This is a genomic window from Pseudomonas sp. PDNC002, from assembly GCF_016919445.1.
In the GTDB taxonomy this organism is placed as follows: domain Bacteria; phylum Pseudomonadota; class Gammaproteobacteria; order Pseudomonadales; family Pseudomonadaceae; genus Pseudomonas.
In genome coordinates this window covers 219,152-235,794 of record NZ_CP070356.1, presented here as the reverse complement: position 1 = coordinate 235,794, position 16,643 = coordinate 219,152, and the positions used below count along the sequence as shown (strand labels likewise).

Genomic DNA, 16,643 nt, shown 5'->3' with positions numbered 1-16,643 from the left:
TTGCCATTTGTAGCCATCGTAGCGAGGCAAGCGTCCGACCAGCCTGCCGTCGAGTCTCTAGGCGACACCGAGAGCGGCGGCCAGCAGGGTGGTGAGTCTGGACATGTCCGTATTGTCTCCGTGGTGGGCGCCAGTGCCCTTGAGCCTAGCCGCTGGCCTCATTGCACCGGGAAGTCGAAGTAGGTGTCCGGATAAGGTTCTGTCTTGAGCGTGTAATGCCACCACTCGGCGCTGTAGGGCTCGAAGCCGTGGCGCAGCATGGCCTGGCGCAGGGTTTCGCGATTGCGCGTCTGCTGCACGCTGATCAGCGCCGTGCCGTGGTGGGAGATGGGGCCGAAGAAGTCGAAGGTGCTACCCATGTCGAGTTCGGCGCCGCTGCCGATGTCCACCAGCGTGAGGTCGACGGTGCTGCCGCGGGAGTGCCCGGAGCGCTTGGCGATGTAGCCGTCGCGGAACAGCGTGCTCTTGTCGATACCGGGGTAGTAGCGGGATTTCTGCCGGGTGTCCTGCGGGTCGCTGGCCCAGCGGCGGAATTCATCCACGGCGCGCTGTGGGCGATAGCCGTCGAAGATTTTCAGGGCCAGGCCGCTCAGCGCCAGGTCCTGCTCGACGGCGACCAATGCGGCGGCGGCTTCGCGTGTGAGGATGAGCCGTGCCGTGGCATAGCCGTCGATGGGCTCCCCGACGAAGTTGTCCGAGCCTGCATAGCGCACGTCGTAGCGCGCCGATTTCAGCACCTGGTCGAGGTAGACGAAACCGCCCTGCGCGGGCTGGTCGGCGCGCAGCGGCTGGCTGAGGAGCAGAAGCAGCAGGAGTGGAAGGAAGCGAGCGATCCAGCTCACGGGCGCAGGGCCTGCACGCCGTCGTCGTCGGGGTCGAAGTTGTCCAGGTACATGCGCTGGGCGAACGCGTCGAGGGCGGCCTGGCCCTGGAGGAATCGGCCGCGGGCTGCGGCCCAGTCGTCGGGCTTCAGGCGCACCATCCAGCCTTCGCCGTAGCAGTCCTGGTTGATCAGGCCAGGGCGGCGCACCACGGCGTCGTTGCTGGCGAGGATGCTGCCGTCCAGCGGGCTGCGTGCGGAGGATGCGGCCTTGGCGAACTCGACCACGCCGAAGCTGCGGTCGCAGTCGATGTGCCAGCCGTCGCGCTTGGGAGTGAAGGCGAATATCTGTCCGTAGATCGCGCAGCCATAGGCGGTGAGGCCGAGGGTCACCGCGCTGCCGTTTTCCTCGCGCAACCAGAGGTTGTACTCGGGGGCGTAGAGCCGGTCGTCCGGGAACTCCAGGCCGTGCAGTTTCACAGGGTCAGCACTCGGTCGTACTCGAGAATCATGCGTGCCAGCTCACCACCGCTGGCGATCTCGTCGACTTCCTCGATCAGCCGGCTTTCGTCGATGGCGATGCCAGGCGCACGGCACATCAACAGGCGCGCGCCGGCTTCCTTGGCCTGCTGGATGAAATGGCTGATGGGCTCGCCACCCTCGGCGGCGTAGAGGTGGTCGGCGATGTCCTGGAAGGCCAGGCGGGTGCCTTCGCCGCTGAGGAACAGGGTGACCTGCGCATCCATGCAGGCCAGCAGGGTGGCGGTGTAGAACGGCGCGGCGCAGCGCGCCGGGGTGCTCGGGCCGCTGCTGACGACGATCAGCACGCGCTGGGGCTCAGGCGTGGACAAGGGCTTTCTCCAGTTGGACCAGGGCCACGCGCCGGCCCTGGGGGTCGGCGCGCTCGACGATGCCCTGCGGCTGGTAGCCCAGGCGCGCATAGAGCAGCAACCCGGCGGCATTGGCATTGAAGCAGGACACTTTCATCAGCCGTGCCTTGTACTGGTCGCGGGCGAGCTGCTCCATGACCTCGATCAGATATTGCGCCACTCCATGCCGGCGCGCGGCGGGTGCGACCATCATGTTGCCCAGGGCGCAGAACTCGTTCGGCTGCCACTGGTAGAAGTTGGCGAAGCCCGCCACCCGGCCATCGAGCAGGGCGACGGTACTGCCGCGCCGCTCGGCCATGGCGGCGGCGAGTTGGCCCACGGTCAGCGGCCAGCTCGCCTTGGGATAGCAGTAGAAAAGCTCGTCGGCGTCCTGGGGGAAACGCACGATCTCGTCGAGGTCGGCGGCGACGGCGGGGCGGTGCTGCAGGGTGGAATGATTCACGCGGTCTCCAGGGCAGGGCTCAGTGCGGAGGGTACTGGGCGATGACTTTCTGCACTGTCTCGCGGATCGCCGCTTCGCGCTCGGCCGGTGTCGGCGGGCTGCTGCGCATCACCTGCTCGCCGCTGCCGCGCCAGACCAGCTTGCCATCCTTGCCGTCGAACATGTCGACCTGGATGGTGGCGACCTTGTAGGTCACGCTGCGGGTCTCGGCCATCGGCGGCGGGCCCCAGTAGCCACCCCAATAACCGCCCCAGTAGCCGCCGGTGTAGGTGGTGACCTGATCCTGGCGCTGGTCGACGATCAGGTAGGCGCGGATCTTCACGTCGCCCGGGTTGCCGTCCTGGGCCTTGCGCAGGCCGCGCTGGTCGAACTCGTCGGCCACGGCGTCGCTGATGCGTTGCTCGGTGAGGTCGCTCTTGATGCGCGGATCATCCGGCCGGTATTCGAAGGCGGGTTGTGCCCAGCTCCAGGTCTGGTAGCGGGCGAAGTCGCGGGTGGTGTCGTAGTCGCGGCTGACGCTGGTGGTTTCACAGGCAGCGAGGCCGAGCATCAGGCTCAGGAACAATGAACGGCACAACAGACGGCGGATCATGATCGCAATACTCCTGTCAGAGAACTCCATCCAAGCGCAAGGCCGTGGGATTGGCAAGCTGGTAATGTTCGACGGCATTGGAACCACCTCTGTTGCTAATTTGGCGGTCTATCTCGAGGAAGGCGGATGTGATGCGCAGTTTCATGACCGGATCGCTGCTGGTGCTGCTGGCGTTACAGGGTTGTGCATGGCAACAGGCCGAGGCCCGTCGAGCGCCGCTGGTGGTGGCGCATCGAGCGGGCACCGGCGATGCGCCAGAAAATACCCTCCTGGCAATCCGGCGCGCGCTGTGGAATGGCAGCGACGCGCTGTGGCTCTCGGTGCAGGTGACCGCCAACTGCGTGCCGGTGCTGTATCGGCCGACGGACCTGTCCGCGCTGACCGATACCACGGGTAGCGTCGCGTCGCGCACGCTGACGCAGCTGAGTCGCGTGAATGCCGGCTATGGCTTCAAGGATGCCGACGGCCATTACCCCTATCGCGCCAGCGCGCTGGAGGTTCCCACCCTGGCGCAGGCGCTGCGGGTGATACCGACGAACATTCCGATCTTCCTCGACATCAAGGCGCAACCGGTGGCCGCGGTCATCGATGCGGTCGCTGTCGAACTGGACCGCAGCGATGCCTGGTCGCGAGTACGCTTCTACTCCACCGAGCCCGAGGCCAGTGACTTCCTGGCCCGACACTACCCGCATGCGCAGGTGTTCGAGAGCCGTGATGTCACACGCAATCGTCTGGTGGAGCTGGCGCTTGGCGGGCGTTGTACGCCTCCGGCCGCAGGTGCCTGGATGGGCATCGAGTTGGACCGCGAGCTGACGGTGACGGAGCAATTCACCCTGGGCTCGTCGTCCTATCAGGTGAAGCCGGCGCGGTTGTGGACGCCACAGGCCATGGCGTGTGTGCGGCAGGCTGTGGGTACGAACGTGGTGATGTTCGGCATCAACTCGGCGGCAGCCTATCGGACGGCCCAGGAGTTGGGCGCCGATGCGGTGATGGTCGATTCGCCGGCCAGCGTTCCCGCCTACCGGCGCGCCGAGGCTCAGCCCGGCGGATAACCGTCCATGGCCTTGCGGGCGGCTTCGCGCAGGGCGCGGGCCTGGTCGCTCTGGTTGCTGCCGTCCTCGTACTCGGCGCTGCCGCTCCACACCTGTTGGTGGCTGCGGGCATCGAACAGCGCGATGCGTACCACGCTGACGGTGACGACGTAGGTGCGGGTGACAGGGTAGGAGGCACCGTAGCCGCCGTACCACGGATCGTTCCAGCGGCCGTAGCCGCCGTAGTAGCCGCCGTTGTAATAGTCGGTGGTCTGCCGCGTGCGCTGCTCGCTGGAAAGCTGCGCGCTGACCCGCAGGTCCGCTGGCGCGTTGCTGCGCGCCGGGCGCAGGCCGCGCTGGTCGAGGGCTTCGCTGACGGCATCCTGCAGCGGGCCATCGAAGCCGGCGCCGTCGCTCCAGCCCCAGGAGCGGTAGCGACCGTAATCCAGGGGCGGCGCCGGATAGCTGCCGGGGTCGAGGCCTGGATTGGCGGCTTGTGCGGGTGCCGGCGGGATGGGCAACGAGGTGGCGGAGTAGGGATTCTGGCTCTGGCAGGCGGCCAGGGTGGCGAACAGTGGCAGGATCAGCAGGTAACGCGGCATGACGGACTCCCGCACGCCGGGTGTGGTGGGCGTGCGCACTGGCAACTATGCACCTAATCCTGCGGCCGGCACAGCCAGTGCAGGTAGCGCCCCAGCCCGGCGAAGGCGGGATGTCGACGGTATTGCAGTTCCATCTCCACCAGGTCGATGGGTTCGGCCTTGTGCTGGAATTCCACCGGCATGTAGTCGTGGAACACTCGCACGCCGCTGCGCGCCTCGATGCGCCAATGGCCGACCATGGCTTCTTCGAGCACGCGCGGGTCGAGCGGTTCCTGCGGGGTCAGGCTCTGGCCTTCACCGGCGAAGCGGTTCTTGCGCAGCTTGCGGAAATGCCCCTTGAGCAGGTTGCGGTAGATCAGCGCGTCGCGGTTGTAGAACGCCAGGGACAGCCAGCCATCGGCGCGGGTCAGCTGGTGCAGCACCGGCAGGATCGCCAGCGGCTCGGCCAGCCATTCCAGCACGGCGTGGCAGATCACCAGGTCGTAGGGTTCGTTGAGCTGGCCGAGCAGGTCCTGCCAGGGCGCCTCGATGAAAGTGGCTGCAAGGCCCGCTTCCTCGAAGCGCTGGCGCGCGGCCTCGAGCATCGGCGCGGCGGGTTCGGCGAGGGTGACGTCATGGCCGCGCCCGGCCAGCCACAGCGACATGTGGCCCAGGCCCGCGCCGATGTCCAGTACCCGCAGCGGGCGGTCGGGTAGCGCTTCGGCCAGGTCGGCCTGCAGCACCGCGAGACGGATCGCGCCTTTCGCGCCGCCGTAGATCTTCTCGGCGAAGCGCGTGGCGAGTTCGTCGAAGTGGCGGTCGCCGGATTTTGGAGGCTGGCTCACTTGGCACCGCCTTCGATGAAGCGTCGCTCGCTGTCGGCCAGCTTGGCGCGCACCACCTGGTCCATGTCGATACCCAGCTCGGCGCACAGCAGCAAGAGATAGAGCACGATGTCACCGACTTCCTGGCCGGCGTGGGCCAGTGTTTCCGGCGGCAGCTGGCGCGACTCGTCCTCGCGCAGCCACTGGAAGATTTCCACCAGCTCGGCCATTTCCACGCTGGCGGCCATGGCCAGGTTCTTCGGACTGTGGAAGCGGCTCCAGTCGTTGTGGTCGCGGATGGCGTGCAGGCGCGCGGTGATGGCTTCTAGGTTCATATGGCTTCGAGGTTCATGCAGATGGGGCTCCAACGTGAGCCCCATAGCTTCAAGCCTCAGGCGACGCGCTTCAAGTCTCGCGCATCAGGAATCGAGCGGGCTCCAACTGCCGGCCATGTGCGGCAGGTCGTCCTTGCCGCGCAGGCTGAACTGCCCGATGGCTGCGGGTTCGCTGGCCAGCAGGTTGACGGAGGAGGGCAGCAGCACCGGCTTCTGGAAGCGCACCTCGACCCGATAAGCGGCGGCTGGCAGGCGTTCGCCCAGCGCCGCCAGGCTACGCGCCTTGTTCCACAGGCCGTGGGCGATGGCGCGGGGGAAGCCGAATAGCTTCGCGCTGGCAGCCGACAGGTGGATCGGGTTGTAGTCGCCGGCCACACGGGCATAGCGACGGCCGATATCCGCCGGGCAGTTCCAGGCGTCGATCTGCTCCAGCGGCAGTTCGGCGACGTCGTCGCGGGCCGGCGGCGTGCCGTCCAGGCGCATGCCGCGGAACAGGATGCGGCTGTCGCCCTCCCAGAGCAGGCCGAGCTGGTCGTGCAGCTGGGTGATGATGCTGAAGGTCACACCCTTCTCGTGGGGCTGCAGGTCGGCTACCCGCACGCTGACGTTGAACGGCCCCAGCCCGCCCAGCGGCCGCAACACGCTGATACGGTTTTCCAGGTGCACCAGGCCCAGTAGCGGGAAGGGGAAACTCGCGTCGGTGAGCAGGCCCATCTGCAGGCCGAAGGCGAGGATATGCGGATAAGTCGGCGGCAGCAGGTGGTTGTCGGGGAAGCCGCAGACCTTGCGATAGCGTTCCAGGTGCTTCGGATCCACCGTGACCGGGCAGCGCACGCCGCGTGTCGGCAGGCTGCGGCCGCGGACGCCACGGCGCAGCGCCGCACGTACGAACAGGCCGGTGAGGGCGGGTGGGGCGGACAGGTCAAGCCAATCGCGGGGCATCGGGTATCTCCTGAGGGGCATTCATTCAGCTTAGCCAGCACTGGAGCGTGGGCATTGGCCGTGGCAACGCTGTGCGCGGCAGGCAAGTCAATGTGACCGCCGGATTGCTCGGATATTTCCCTCAGCCTGCTTCCTGATTCTCTTGAGGGGCGATGGGAAAGCTGCCTAAGATGGGCTCGCCTCATGGATAACTAGAAAAAACACCATGCGTGATCTGACCGACGATGTGGCGCTGATGCGCCCGGTGATCGACGCCCTGCGCGCCAGCGGTACCGACCCCGACCGCGTGCTGGCCCGCGTCGGCCTGCCAGCCGGCAGCCTGCCTGCCGGACGATTCCCCCATAGCGCACAGAACCTGTTCTGGAAGGCCGCCGCCGACGAGTGTGGCGAAGAGCACGTCGGCCTCTACCTGGCCGGCCACCTGCCGGCATTCCACGGCCTGCTGCTGGAGTACCTGTTCCTCTCCAGCGCCACCTTCGGCGAAGGCCTGCGCCATGCCCTGCGCTATGTGCGCCTGCTGTCCGACACGCTGAATGCTCGCCTGGAAGTGGAAGGCGAGAAGGCCGTCCTGCTGCTCGGTCATACCGCCGGGACCAACCGGCACTTCCCGGAGATGCTGGCTGGCGCGGTGGTCCGCCTGTTCCACGCGCTCACCGAGGGTGACTTCAAACCCCACGAAGTGCAGTTGATGCACGAAGAGGGCGCCCCGGCGGCACGTTATCGCGAAGTCTATGGCTGCCCGGTGGTGCTGGGTGCCGACCGCTATGCCCTGGTGTTCGACGCCACCGTGCTGGACAAGCCTTCGCGCCACGCCGCCCCTGAACTGCTGCGCATGCACGAGTCCCTGGCGCGCCGGCAACTGGCCGAGGTGGAGCGGCTGGACCTGGTGCGCAAGGTGCGCGAACTGATCGGCGTGCTGCTGGTGGATGGCGGCGCGACGCTGGAGCAGGTTGCCGCCCGTCTGGACATGCCGGCCCGTCGCCTGCGCGAACGCCTGGCCATGGCCGGGGTGCGCTTCAACGATCTGGTCACCGATTACCGCTGTCGCCTGGCCAAGGAGCTGTTGCTCAAGACCGACGAACGCATCGAGGTGATCGTCGAGCGCACCGGTTTCTCCGAGCCGAGCACCTTCTACCGCGCCTTCAAGCGCTGGGTCGGCGAGACGCCGGTGGAGTTCCGTCGCCGAGGCCGCCCGCAACCACCGGCGGAGTGATCGAACCTGTTCGAGCCGCCCTGTGGCTAGGCTTTGCCGGTCAGTCCCACCTTGGAATCACCGATGCAAAGCCGAATCCGCCAAGCCTTCCTGCTGTCTGCCGCTCTGTTGTCCGCACCCTGCGTATTCGCGGGGGAGATGGGCGAAACGGCATTCTCCCGCCTGGATGCCAACGGCGACGGTTACATCGAGGCCAGTGACATGGCGCCGATGCGCGTGCGCATGTTCCACCGGCTGGACCGTAATCAGGACGGCTTGCTGACCCGCGAGGAAGTGACGCCGCCGAATCCCAGCGTGCAGGTCTCGCCCAATGCCATCGCCTGGCCGGACCATGACGGTGACGGCAAGGTCAGCCAGGCGGAGTTCATGACCCAGGAGCCGGCGTTGATCGTGCGTGCGGACCGCGATGGCGACCACCGGGTGAGCGCGGAGGAGTTTCGCGAGCTGATCGCCGCTCGCAGTTGACCTGTAGGAGCGCCCATGGGCGCGATCGCGGGCATGGCCCGCTCCTACGTAATTTGGGGTTCATCTGCGCAGGTTTGCCCTCTCCCTAACCCTGGCTGCGCGCCCCGCTCCGAAGGGAGAGGGAGAGGGAAAAGAGTAGGCACGAACTCGCAGAAGAAGACAGTTACTCCCACAGGTAACGCATGCTGATCGGCGAATCCGTCCGTAGGGCGAATAACGCGCCAGCGTTATCCGCCATGAAGGGAGTGGCGAATAACCTGTTCCAGGTTATGCGTCCTGCGATCCCGAAGGTTAAGCGCCCAGCAGGCTCTGTCCGCAAACCCGCAGCACCTGCCCGCTCACTGCGCCGGAGCCCGGCTGGGCGAACCAGGCCACGGCTTCGGCGACGTCCTGCGGCAGGCCGCCCTGGCCCATGGAGTTCATGCGCCTGCCGGCCTCCCGGATGGTCAGCGGGATGGCGGCGGTCATCTGGGTTTCGATGAAGCCCGGCGCCACCGCGTTGATGCTGATGCCCTTCTTGCCCAGCGCCGGCGCCCAGGCCTGCGCCAGGCCGATCAGGCCGGCCTTGCTCACCGCATAGTTGGTCTGGCCCATGTTGCCGGCGATGCCGCTGATGGATGCGAGCAGCACCACGCGGCCATCGTCATGCAGCTTGTTCGCGTCCAGCAGCGCCTGGGTCAGCACCTGCGGGGCCTTCAGGTTCACGTCGATCACCGAGTTCCAGAATGCTTCGCTCATCTTGGCGACGGTCTTGTCGCGGGTAATGCCGGCGTTGTGCACCACGATATCGACGCCATCGGGCAGCGCCGCTACCAGCTGTGCGCCGGCGTCCGCCGCACAGATATCCAGCGCCACGCCATGGCCGCCGAGGCGCGCGGCGAGGGCGTCGAGTGCGTCCTTGGCCGGCGGCACGTCCAGCAGCACCACCTCGGCGCCGTCACGGGCCAGGGTCTCGGCAATGGCCGCGCCGATGCCGCGAGCGGCGCCGGTCACCAGTGCGCGTTTGCCCACCAGCGGGCGGCTCCAGTCCTGCACCTGCTTGTCATAGGCAGAGAGGCGCACCACTTGCCCTGAGACATAGGCGCTCTTGGGCGAAAGGAAGAAGCGCAGCGCGCCTTCAAGCTGGTCCTCGGCGCCCTTGCCGACATACACCAGCTGCACGTTGCCGCCACGGCGGATTTCCTTGCCGAGCGAGCGGCTGAAACCTTCGAGACTGCGCTGCACGCTGGCGGCGATGGGGTCTTTGATCGATTCTGGCGCGCGGCCGAGGATCACCACGTGCGGGCACTTGTCCAGGCCCTTGATCGCGCCTTGGAAGAAGGTGCGCAGTTCGATCGTCTGCTCGAAACGGGTCAAGCCGCTGGCATCGAAGACGATGGCCTTGAGTTTGGGGCCGTGCTCGGCGGTCCAGCGCGGCAGGCCGTACTGGCCGTCGGCAAAGGCGAAGATCGAATCAGTCAGGCGCTCGGCGAAGGGCAGCACGGCCTCGTTCAGGTTGCCCTCGCCACCGAGCAGCAGCGCTCCGTCCACCGGCCGCGTGCGCCCGGTGCTCCAGCGCTCCAGGCGAACCGGCGCGGGTAGGCCGAGGGCGCCGACCAGGCGGCGGCCGACGTTGGAGTTGGCGAAGGCAATGTAGCGATCGGTCATGGAACGGGCTCCTGAACGGATTCTCTAAAGTGCTGACCACTCTACGCAGGCAGGGGTTCGACGCAATTGACCGCGCTGACCTGCGCAACGGCGGGGCGGCCAATGCGACACAAGCGGCTAAGGTTAGCCTTGACCGCACTTTAACGCTCATCCACCCAGGAGCTCTGCATGACCCAATTGCGCCGGGTCGCCATCGTCGGCGGCAACCGTATTCCCTTCGCCCGCTCCAACACCGTGTACTCCACGGCGAGCAACCAGGAGATGCTGACCTCCGCGCTGGACGGCCTGATCGAGCGCTACAAGCTGCACGGCGAGCGCCTGGGCGAGGTGGTCGCCGGCGCGGTGCTCAAGCATTCGCGCGACTTCAACCTGACACGCGAGTGCGTGCTGGGCACGCGCCTGGCGCCGGAAACCCCGGCCTATGACATCCAGCAGGCCTGCGGTACCGGCCTGGAAGCGGCCATCCTCGTCGCCAACAAGATCGCCCTCGGGCAGATCGACTGCGGCATCGCCGGCGGCGTGGACACCACCTCCGATGCGCCCATCGGCGTCAACGAAGGGCTGCGCAAGATTCTGCTGGAGGCCAACCGTGGCAAGTCCAACGCCGAGAAGATCAAAAGCCTGCTGAAGATCCGCCCGCGCCACCTGATGCCGCACATTCCGAAGAACGGCGAGCCGCGCACCGGGCTGTCCATGGGCGAACACTGCGAGTTGATGGCGCAGACCTGGGCCATCCCCCGCGACGAGCAGGACAAGCTGGCCTACGAGAGCCACCACAAGCTGGCCGCCGCCTATGACGAGGGCTGGCAGAACGACCTGATGACGCCGTTCCGCGGCCTGGTGCGCGACCAGAACCTGCGCCCGGACATCAACCTGGAAAAGATCGGCACCCTCAAGCCGGTGTTCGAGAAGGGCCCGCGCGGCACCCTGACGGCCGCCAACTCCACGCCGCTGACCGATGGCGCCTCGGTGGTGCTGCTGGCCAGCGAGGAGTGGGCGAAGGCGCGCGGCCTGCCGATCCTGGCGTACTTCAAGGACGGCGAAGCAGCGGCGGTGGATTTCGTCGGCGGCCACGAAGGGCTGCTGATGGCGCCGGTCTATGCCGTACCGCGCCTGCTGGCGCGCAACGGCCTGACCCTGCAGGACTTCGACTTCTACGAAATCCACGAAGCCTTCGCCGCCCAGGTGCTGTGCACGCTCAAGGCCTGGGAGGACGCGGACTACTGCAAGGAACGCCTGGGGCTGGATGCGCCGCTGGGTTCCATCGACCGCAGCAAGCTCAACGTGAAGGGCAGTTCGCTGGCGGCCGGCCACCCGTTTGCCGCCACTGGCGGGCGCATTGTCGCCAACCTGGCGAAGCTGCTGGATGCCGCCGGCAAGGGGCGCGGGCTGATCTCGATCTGCGCCGCGGGCGGCCAGGGTGTGACCGCGATCATCGAACGGTAATCCAATACAACGGGGCGGCCCTCTTCGCCGGCCCCGCGATGTAGCAACTCCGTGACTTCAGGCGGCCCCGCGCGAGCGGCGCCGCCTTTTTTTGTCCGTAATTCGAGGAGCTGACCTGACGCTTTCGTAGGAGCGGATCTTATCCGCGATCCGACCGCGAGGTCGGCCTGAGGAGCTTCGCGGACAAGGTCCGCTCCTACAAGGAACCTGACGTTTCCGTGGGGACGGATCTTTTCTGCAATCCGACCACCGGGTCGGCCTGTGGGCCTTCGCGGACAAGGAGTTTGATGCTTTCGTAGGAGCGGATCTTATCCGCGATCCGACCGCGAGGTCGGCCTGTGGGAGCTTCGCGGACAAGGTCCGCTCCTACGAGAGCCGGTAGCGCGCTGGTCTGCAATTACCTTCTAGAAACGAGCCTCAGCCGCCCTGCAACATCGCTGGATGGATTCGCCGGGAGAACGGTGTGGAGAGCACCAGCGACGTCTTGCTGGTGCCGAACTGGGCGAGGCGGTCGATCAGCTCTTCCAGTTCCTGGGTGCAGCTCACTGCAACCTTGAGCATCACGCAGGCCTCGCCAGTAATGCGGTAGCAATCGATGATCTGCGGAATCTCCAGCAGCGGGTCGAGCATGGTCTTGCTGCGGTGATCGTTCAGGCGCATCTCGATCAGGCACTGGATCGAACGACCCATCTTCGTCAGGTCTACGCTGGCGTGGTACCCGGTGATCACGCCTTCGGCCTCCAGGCGCGCCACGCGATCAGCCACCGCCGGCGGGGAGAGATTGATGCGTCGGGCCAGTTCGGCGAAGGACAGGCGGCCGTCTTCCAGCAGGGCGGCGAGCAATGCGCGGTCGTATTTGTCCATCGGTTCCACCTTGGCTTTCGAGTCAAAACAGATTCAACGGAGAAAAACCGGAAAATCCATCGATTGAAAAGTGTTACGCCTGTATTGGCGTTGTCTGTGCCTTATCGGCGCGGGGTTGCCTGCATAAAATGAATCGCCCCGCCTGCCTTGTCGAGCCCCTCCCATGACCACGATGCCCATGCCCAGAGCCCGCGTCTCCCTGACCCTGATCGCCGCCTTTTTCGCCCTCTACTTCATCTGGGGCTCGACCTACCTGGTAATCCGCATTGGCGTCGAATCCTGGCCGCCGATGCTGATGGCCGGCTGCCGCTTCGTCATCGCCGGGGCGATCCTGTTCGCCTGGATGCTTTGGCGCGGTGCGCCGTTGCCGAGCCTCAAGCAGTGCCTGTCGGCGGGCGCCATTGGCATCCTGCTGCTCAGCTGCGGCAATGGCGGGGTGACGGTGGCCGAGCACTGGGGCGTGGCTTCGGGTGTGGCGGCGTTGGCCGTGGCAACCGTGCCGCTGTTCACCCTGGTGTTCGGGCGCTTCTTCGGCAACAGGACCAACGCGCTGGAGTGGGCTGGCATCGCCCTGGGCCTGTTCGGCATCGTGCTGCTCAACCTTGGCTCGAACCTGCAGGGCAGCCCGGCGGGGGCGGCGCTGATTATCTTTGCGGCGGCCACCTGGGCCTTCGGCTCGGTGTGGAGCCGGCGCCTGGACCTGCCCGCCGGCGCGATGGCCAGCGCAGTGGAGATGCTGGTAGGCGGCGGCGTGCTGCTGCTGGGCAGCCTGCTCAGCGGCGAGCGCCTGGAGCAGATGCCCACCGCCGCCGGCTGGGGCGCGCTGGCCTACCTGGTGGTGTTCGGCTCGATCATCGCCTTCAGCGCCTACATGTACCTGTTGGCCAACGTGCGCCCGGCGGCGGCGACCAGCTACGCCTACGTCAACCCGGCGGTGGCGGTGATGCTCGGCGTGGTGTTCGCCGGCGAGCACATCGGCCTGGCGGAATCCCTGGCGATGGCGGTGATCATCAGCGCGGTGGTCCTGATCGGCCTGCCGCAGTGGCGCCGCGGCCCCTCTAACTGATCCCGGAACGCAAAGCGCCCGCCCACAGGAGACTGTCGGCGGGCGCTGTGTTTTTCGGCGCGGATCAGATCACGAAGAAGCCGTGGGTGCCGTCGCGGCCCAGTTGCTCGACCAGGCCGAACTCCCAGTCCAGATAGCCCTGCATGGCTTCACGCGGGTTGTCGGTGCCTTCGTACGGACGGCGGTAGCGATCGATGCGCGGTGCCGCCAGGCGGCTTTCGCCTTCCTCGGTGGGCAGGCCGGCGGCGACCCAGGCGCCGGTGCCGCCCTCGAGCAGGAACACCGGCTTGTTGCTCAGGGCTTCCACCTCCGCCACGGCGAAGCGCGCCAGCAGGCTGCTGCCGCAGGTGAGCACATAGCGCTCGGCATTACCCAGCTGCGCCACTGCCTGCTTCAGCTGGCTGCGCAGGGCCCAGGCGGCACCGGGGATGTGGCGCTTCACGTAGTTGGCGCTGGCGGTGAAGTCGAGCACGGCGGTGCCCGGCTCGCGCAGCCAGTCGGCCAGGGTCTGCGGGCTGATCGTCTCGGCCTGAGGCTTGGGTGGCAGCGGCGCATTCCACGCGCCCTGTTCGCTGAAATCGGCAGCGGACAGCCCGTCCAGCACGGCCACCTGCCAGCCCATCTGGGCCAGCCAGGAGGCGCTCATGTTGGCGCGTACGCCGTCGTCGTCCACCAGCACCAGGCGCGCACCGCGCACGCTGGCGACGTGGTCGGTTTCCTGCACCAACTGGCCGCCGGGAGTCGAGCGCGAACCCGGCAGGTGGCCGGCCTCGTACTCTTCCGGCGTGCGCACGTCGAACAGGTAGGTGGTGCGCTCGGTTTCGGCCTGCCATTGGCGCAGGCCGGCCAGGTCGATACGCGCGACGTTCGCGCGGTCGGCCACGGCGCGGGCACGCTGGGCGGCGGATTCGCGGGTAGTGGCGGAAACCTCGGCGAAGCGCCGGGCCTGCCCGTGCTCCAGCTGCTGGCCGGCCAGGGTCCAGCCGATGGTGCCGTTGCGCAGCGCCGACACCGGGTTGGGGATGCCGGCGTTCACCAGCGACTGGGTGCCGATGATGCTGCGGGTGCGCCCGGCGCAGTTGACGATGACGCGGGTGGCCGGGTTCGGCGCCAGCTCGGCGACACGCAGCACCAGTTCGGCGCCCGGCACGCTGACGCCGCTGGGGATGCTCATGGTCTGGTATTCGTCGAAGCGGCGGGCGTCGAGCACCACCACGTCGGCCTGGGCATCGAGCAGCGCCTTCACTTCCTCGGCGGCCAGCGACGGAGTGTGACGCTCGGCCTCCACCAGTTCGCCGAACGACTTGCTCGGCACGTTCACGTCCTTGAACAGCTCGCCACCGGCCTCGCGCCAGCCGGCGAGCCCGCCGTCGAGCAGGGCCACGTCGCTGTAGCCCAGTTCCAGCAGGCGCTGCGCGGCAATCTGCGTCAGGCCTTCGCCGTCGTCATAGACGGTGATCGGCGTATCGCGGCGCGGTACGCGGGCGTAGATTTCCAGCTCCAGCTTGGACAGTGGCACGTTAGCGGCGAACAGCGGGTGTTCCTGGGCGAACGGGTCTTCCTCGCGCACGTCCAGCAATGCCAGCTCCTGGCGGGCGAGGAGGGCGGCGCGGATATCGTGGAAGGAGCGGCGGGTGATCTGGCTCATGCAGGGTTCTCTTTCGACAGGTCCCAGATATTGGGCAACTGGCTGTTGGAATAGCCGGAGATGAAGGGTTTCTCTTCACCTTCGGCGCTGAAGACGGCACGCCGCACCGCGCCGATGTTGGCGCCGTAGACGTGGATGCTGATGGAGGGCTGGTCGGCGAAGGCATTGCTGACCTGGTGGATGTCGCCGATACGGGGCGACACCGCCTCCACTTCGCCCGGCTCCAGGCGATGCGGCTCGCCCACGGGCTGCAGGCTGCCATCGGCCGCGAAGGCGAACGGTTGCGAATACTCGGCGCCGCGCAACATGCCGATCAGGCCCCAGACGCGGTGGTCGTGCACCGGCGTGCGCTGGCCCGGGCCCCAGACGAAGCTGACCACCGAGAAGCGCTGCCGCGAATCAGCGTGCAGCAGGTACTGCTGGTAACGCTGCGGGTCGGGGCCGGCGTAGTCCTCGGGCAGCCAGTCGTCATGGCGCACCAGTTCGGCGAGCAGCGGACGGGCTTCGGCGAGCAGCGCGGCTTCGTCGGGAGCGGTGTCGATCAGGGCTGCCAGATCGCCGATGAACTGGCGCAGGCGGTCGAGGCGAAGGGGAGCTGACATGCGGGGGATTCACTCCGGAAGGTTCTGGCGCTACGGTAGCAAACGCGTTTTTATTCCTGAAATGCATTTTGAATCTAAGCTAATATGCGAGAAATGCAATTGGTGCCAGCCCCATGAAGATCGACGACATCGATGCCTTCGTCGCGGTGATCCGCAACGCCTCCCTCAGCCAGGCCGCCGAGAGCCTTGGTCTGACCCAGTCCGCCATCACCCGGCGGGTGCAGAGCCTGGAGGAATCCCTCAGGGTGGAGCTGCTGGACCGCAACACCAAGCCGCTCAAGCCCACCGCCGCCGGGCGCCGTGTGTTCGAGCAGTGCTTGCGGGTGATGCGCGAGGTGGACGGCCTGCGTGAGCTGGTGGCCAGCGACAGCGCGCCCAGCGGCGTGTTGCGCCTGGGTGTGCCGCAGAGCATCGGCGAAGTGGTGTTGCTGGAGGCCCTACGCCAGTTGGCCGACGAGTACCCCGAGCTCCGTGCGCAGGTCAGCAGCGGCTGGGGCAGCCATCTGCTGGCGCGGCTGGAGAACGCCGATCTGGACGCGGCGGTGGTGCTGTTTCCGCCCAGCAAGGTATTCCCCGACGATCTCGGCGCCACGCCGCTGGGCCGGGTCGAACTCTGCGTGGTGGCAGCGAAAGACGGTGACGTGCAGGCCCGCCGGCTGCTCGATTGCTACCAGCACGGCTGGGTGCTGAACCCGGACGGCTGCGGCTTCCGTGCAGGCCTGCAGCGGGCTCTGGCCGATCAGGGACTGGGGCTGCAGTTGAACCTGGAAACCTTCGGCAGCGAGCTGCAGCTTGGCCTTGTGGCCGAAGGGCGCGGGCTTGGCCTCGTGCCGGCGCCGGCCCTCGCGCGCAGTCGCTACCGCGACCAATTGCGGGTATTGGCGCTGGAGGACTTCCAGCCGTTGATCCAGCTTTGGCTGGTGCGTCCGCGCCTGCTGGGCAACCTGGAAACGCCGGCACGGCTGTTCGGCCATGCTGTGGCTGAGGGTCTCGACATCGCAGCGGGTTGACTGCGGGCGGCTTCTCCATGCTCGCTCCGGCACGAACGAGCTGGCTCGCAATATCTACGCACTTGGCGCCCGCACTCCGCACTCCGCCCACGCTCCGCAATCGCGCGCGCTCTTGTAGGAGCGGAGCTTCTCCGCGAAAAAAACGGCCGTGCGGGTCCAAGGCTTCGCGGACAAGGTCCGCTCCTACGGTTCGGCAGTGATGTGGCGGTAAAAGCGCGCGCCGCG

19 protein-coding genes are annotated in these 16,643 nt (G+C 67.1%); 6 read left to right on the top strand and 13 right to left on the bottom strand.

The window, feature by feature from the left end; translation table 11 throughout:
• Window positions 1-158 precede the first annotated feature (158 nt).
• Genes JVX91_RS01190 through JVX91_RS01170 form a run of 5 tightly spaced genes read right to left on the bottom strand, consistent with a single transcriptional unit; the run spans window position 159 to window position 2,744 of the window.
• Entirely contained in the window at window positions 159-842 is a 684-nt protein-coding gene (locus JVX91_RS01190; RefSeq protein ID WP_240201687.1) for a M15 family metallopeptidase, read from the bottom strand.
• Entirely contained in the window at window positions 839-1,300 is a 462-nt protein-coding gene (locus JVX91_RS01185) for a glycine cleavage system protein H (protein ID WP_205337642.1), read from the bottom strand. The genes JVX91_RS01190 and JVX91_RS01185 overlap by 4 nt, the downstream gene beginning before the upstream one ends.
• Window positions 1,297-1,671, bottom strand: coding sequence for a DsrE family protein (locus JVX91_RS01180; protein WP_205337641.1), 375 nt, complete (start codon window positions 1,669-1,671; stop codon window positions 1,297-1,299). Before JVX91_RS01180 ends, JVX91_RS01185 begins: the two co-directional genes overlap by 4 nt.
• On the bottom strand, window positions 1,658-2,152 hold the full coding sequence (locus tag JVX91_RS01175; protein ID WP_205337640.1) for a GNAT family N-acetyltransferase: 495 nt from the start codon (window positions 2,150-2,152) through the stop codon (window positions 1,658-1,660). Before JVX91_RS01175 ends, JVX91_RS01180 begins: the two co-directional genes overlap by 14 nt.
• A 19-nt stretch (window positions 2,153-2,171) precedes the next feature.
• Window positions 2,172-2,744, bottom strand: coding sequence for a DUF4136 domain-containing protein (locus JVX91_RS01170; RefSeq protein ID WP_205337639.1), 573 nt, complete (start codon window positions 2,742-2,744; stop codon window positions 2,172-2,174).
• A 131-nt stretch (window positions 2,745-2,875) separates the two neighbouring features.
• On the opposite strand from JVX91_RS01170, the gene JVX91_RS01165 reads away from it, so the two are divergent.
• The gene (locus JVX91_RS01165; protein ID WP_240201686.1) at window positions 2,876-3,796 is read left to right on the top strand and encodes a glycerophosphodiester phosphodiesterase family protein; all 921 of its coding nucleotides are present in this window, start codon (window positions 2,876-2,878) and stop codon (window positions 3,794-3,796) included.
• Here the strand turns inward: JVX91_RS01165 and JVX91_RS01160 are convergent.
• From JVX91_RS01160 to JVX91_RS01145, 4 genes are all read right to left on the bottom strand, one after another.
• Window positions 3,781-4,377, bottom strand: coding sequence for a DUF4136 domain-containing protein (locus JVX91_RS01160; RefSeq protein ID WP_205337638.1), 597 nt, complete (start codon window positions 4,375-4,377; stop codon window positions 3,781-3,783). The genes JVX91_RS01165 and JVX91_RS01160 overlap by 16 nt on opposite strands.
• Window positions 4,378-4,430: 53 nt before the next feature.
• Window positions 4,431-5,201: a methyltransferase domain-containing protein gene (locus JVX91_RS01155; protein ID WP_205337637.1), complete on the bottom strand. Its 771-nt coding sequence runs from the start codon at window positions 5,199-5,201 to the stop codon at window positions 4,431-4,433.
• Window positions 5,198-5,515, bottom strand: coding sequence for a nucleotide pyrophosphohydrolase (locus tag JVX91_RS01150; protein ID WP_205337636.1), 318 nt, complete (start codon window positions 5,513-5,515; stop codon window positions 5,198-5,200). Before JVX91_RS01150 ends, JVX91_RS01155 begins: the two co-directional genes overlap by 4 nt.
• An 84-nt stretch (window positions 5,516-5,599) precedes the next feature.
• On the bottom strand, window positions 5,600-6,457 hold the full coding sequence (locus JVX91_RS01145; protein WP_205337635.1) for a MaoC/PaaZ C-terminal domain-containing protein: 858 nt from the start codon (window positions 6,455-6,457) through the stop codon (window positions 5,600-5,602).
• A gap of 205 nt (window positions 6,458-6,662) precedes the next feature.
• On the opposite strand from JVX91_RS01145, the gene JVX91_RS01140 reads away from it, so the two are divergent.
• Entirely contained in the window at window positions 6,663-7,670 is a 1,008-nt protein-coding gene (locus JVX91_RS01140; RefSeq protein ID WP_205337634.1) for an AraC family transcriptional regulator, read from the top strand.
• Between the two features lie 63 nt (window positions 7,671-7,733).
• A complete protein-coding gene (locus tag JVX91_RS01135; RefSeq protein WP_205337633.1) occupies window positions 7,734-8,135 on the top strand; it encodes an EF-hand domain-containing protein in 402 nt (133 codons plus the stop codon).
• Between the two features lie 291 nt (window positions 8,136-8,426).
• Here JVX91_RS01135 and JVX91_RS01130 read toward each other — a convergent pair whose 3' ends face one another.
• Window positions 8,427-9,782, bottom strand: coding sequence for a 3-oxoacyl-ACP reductase (locus tag JVX91_RS01130; protein ID WP_205337632.1), 1,356 nt, complete (start codon window positions 9,780-9,782; stop codon window positions 8,427-8,429).
• 168 nt (window positions 9,783-9,950) lie between these two features.
• On the opposite strand from JVX91_RS01130, the gene JVX91_RS01125 reads away from it, so the two are divergent.
• Window positions 9,951-11,228, top strand: a complete 1,278-nt coding sequence (locus JVX91_RS01125) for an acetyl-CoA C-acetyltransferase (RefSeq protein WP_205337631.1) — start codon at window positions 9,951-9,953, stop codon at window positions 11,226-11,228.
• Between the two features lie 417 nt (window positions 11,229-11,645).
• Here JVX91_RS01125 and JVX91_RS01120 read toward each other — a convergent pair whose 3' ends face one another.
• On the bottom strand, window positions 11,646-12,092 hold the full coding sequence (locus JVX91_RS01120) for an Lrp/AsnC family transcriptional regulator (protein WP_205337630.1): 447 nt from the start codon (window positions 12,090-12,092) through the stop codon (window positions 11,646-11,648).
• Between the two features lie 178 nt (window positions 12,093-12,270).
• Here JVX91_RS01120 and yedA point away from each other — a divergent pair, with 178 nt between their 5' ends.
• Window positions 12,271-13,158: a drug/metabolite exporter YedA gene (gene yedA / locus JVX91_RS01115; protein ID WP_205339904.1), complete on the top strand. Its 888-nt coding sequence runs from the start codon at window positions 12,271-12,273 to the stop codon at window positions 13,156-13,158.
• Window positions 13,159-13,222: 64 nt separating this feature from the next.
• Here yedA and JVX91_RS01110 read toward each other — a convergent pair whose 3' ends face one another.
• Both JVX91_RS01110 and JVX91_RS01105 read right to left on the bottom strand, forming a co-directional pair.
• On the bottom strand, window positions 13,223-14,806 hold the full coding sequence (locus JVX91_RS01110) for a rhodanese-related sulfurtransferase (protein WP_205337629.1): 1,584 nt from the start codon (window positions 14,804-14,806) through the stop codon (window positions 13,223-13,225).
• A complete protein-coding gene (locus JVX91_RS01105; RefSeq protein WP_205337628.1) occupies window positions 14,803-15,408 on the bottom strand; it encodes a 3-mercaptopropionate dioxygenase in 606 nt (201 codons plus the stop codon). The genes JVX91_RS01110 and JVX91_RS01105 overlap by 4 nt, the downstream gene beginning before the upstream one ends.
• 113 nt (window positions 15,409-15,521) lie before the next feature.
• On the opposite strand from JVX91_RS01105, the gene JVX91_RS01100 reads away from it, so the two are divergent.
• Window positions 15,522-16,418: a LysR family transcriptional regulator gene (locus JVX91_RS01100; protein ID WP_205337627.1), complete on the top strand. Its 897-nt coding sequence runs from the start codon at window positions 15,522-15,524 to the stop codon at window positions 16,416-16,418.
• Window positions 16,419-16,643 lie beyond the last annotated feature (225 nt).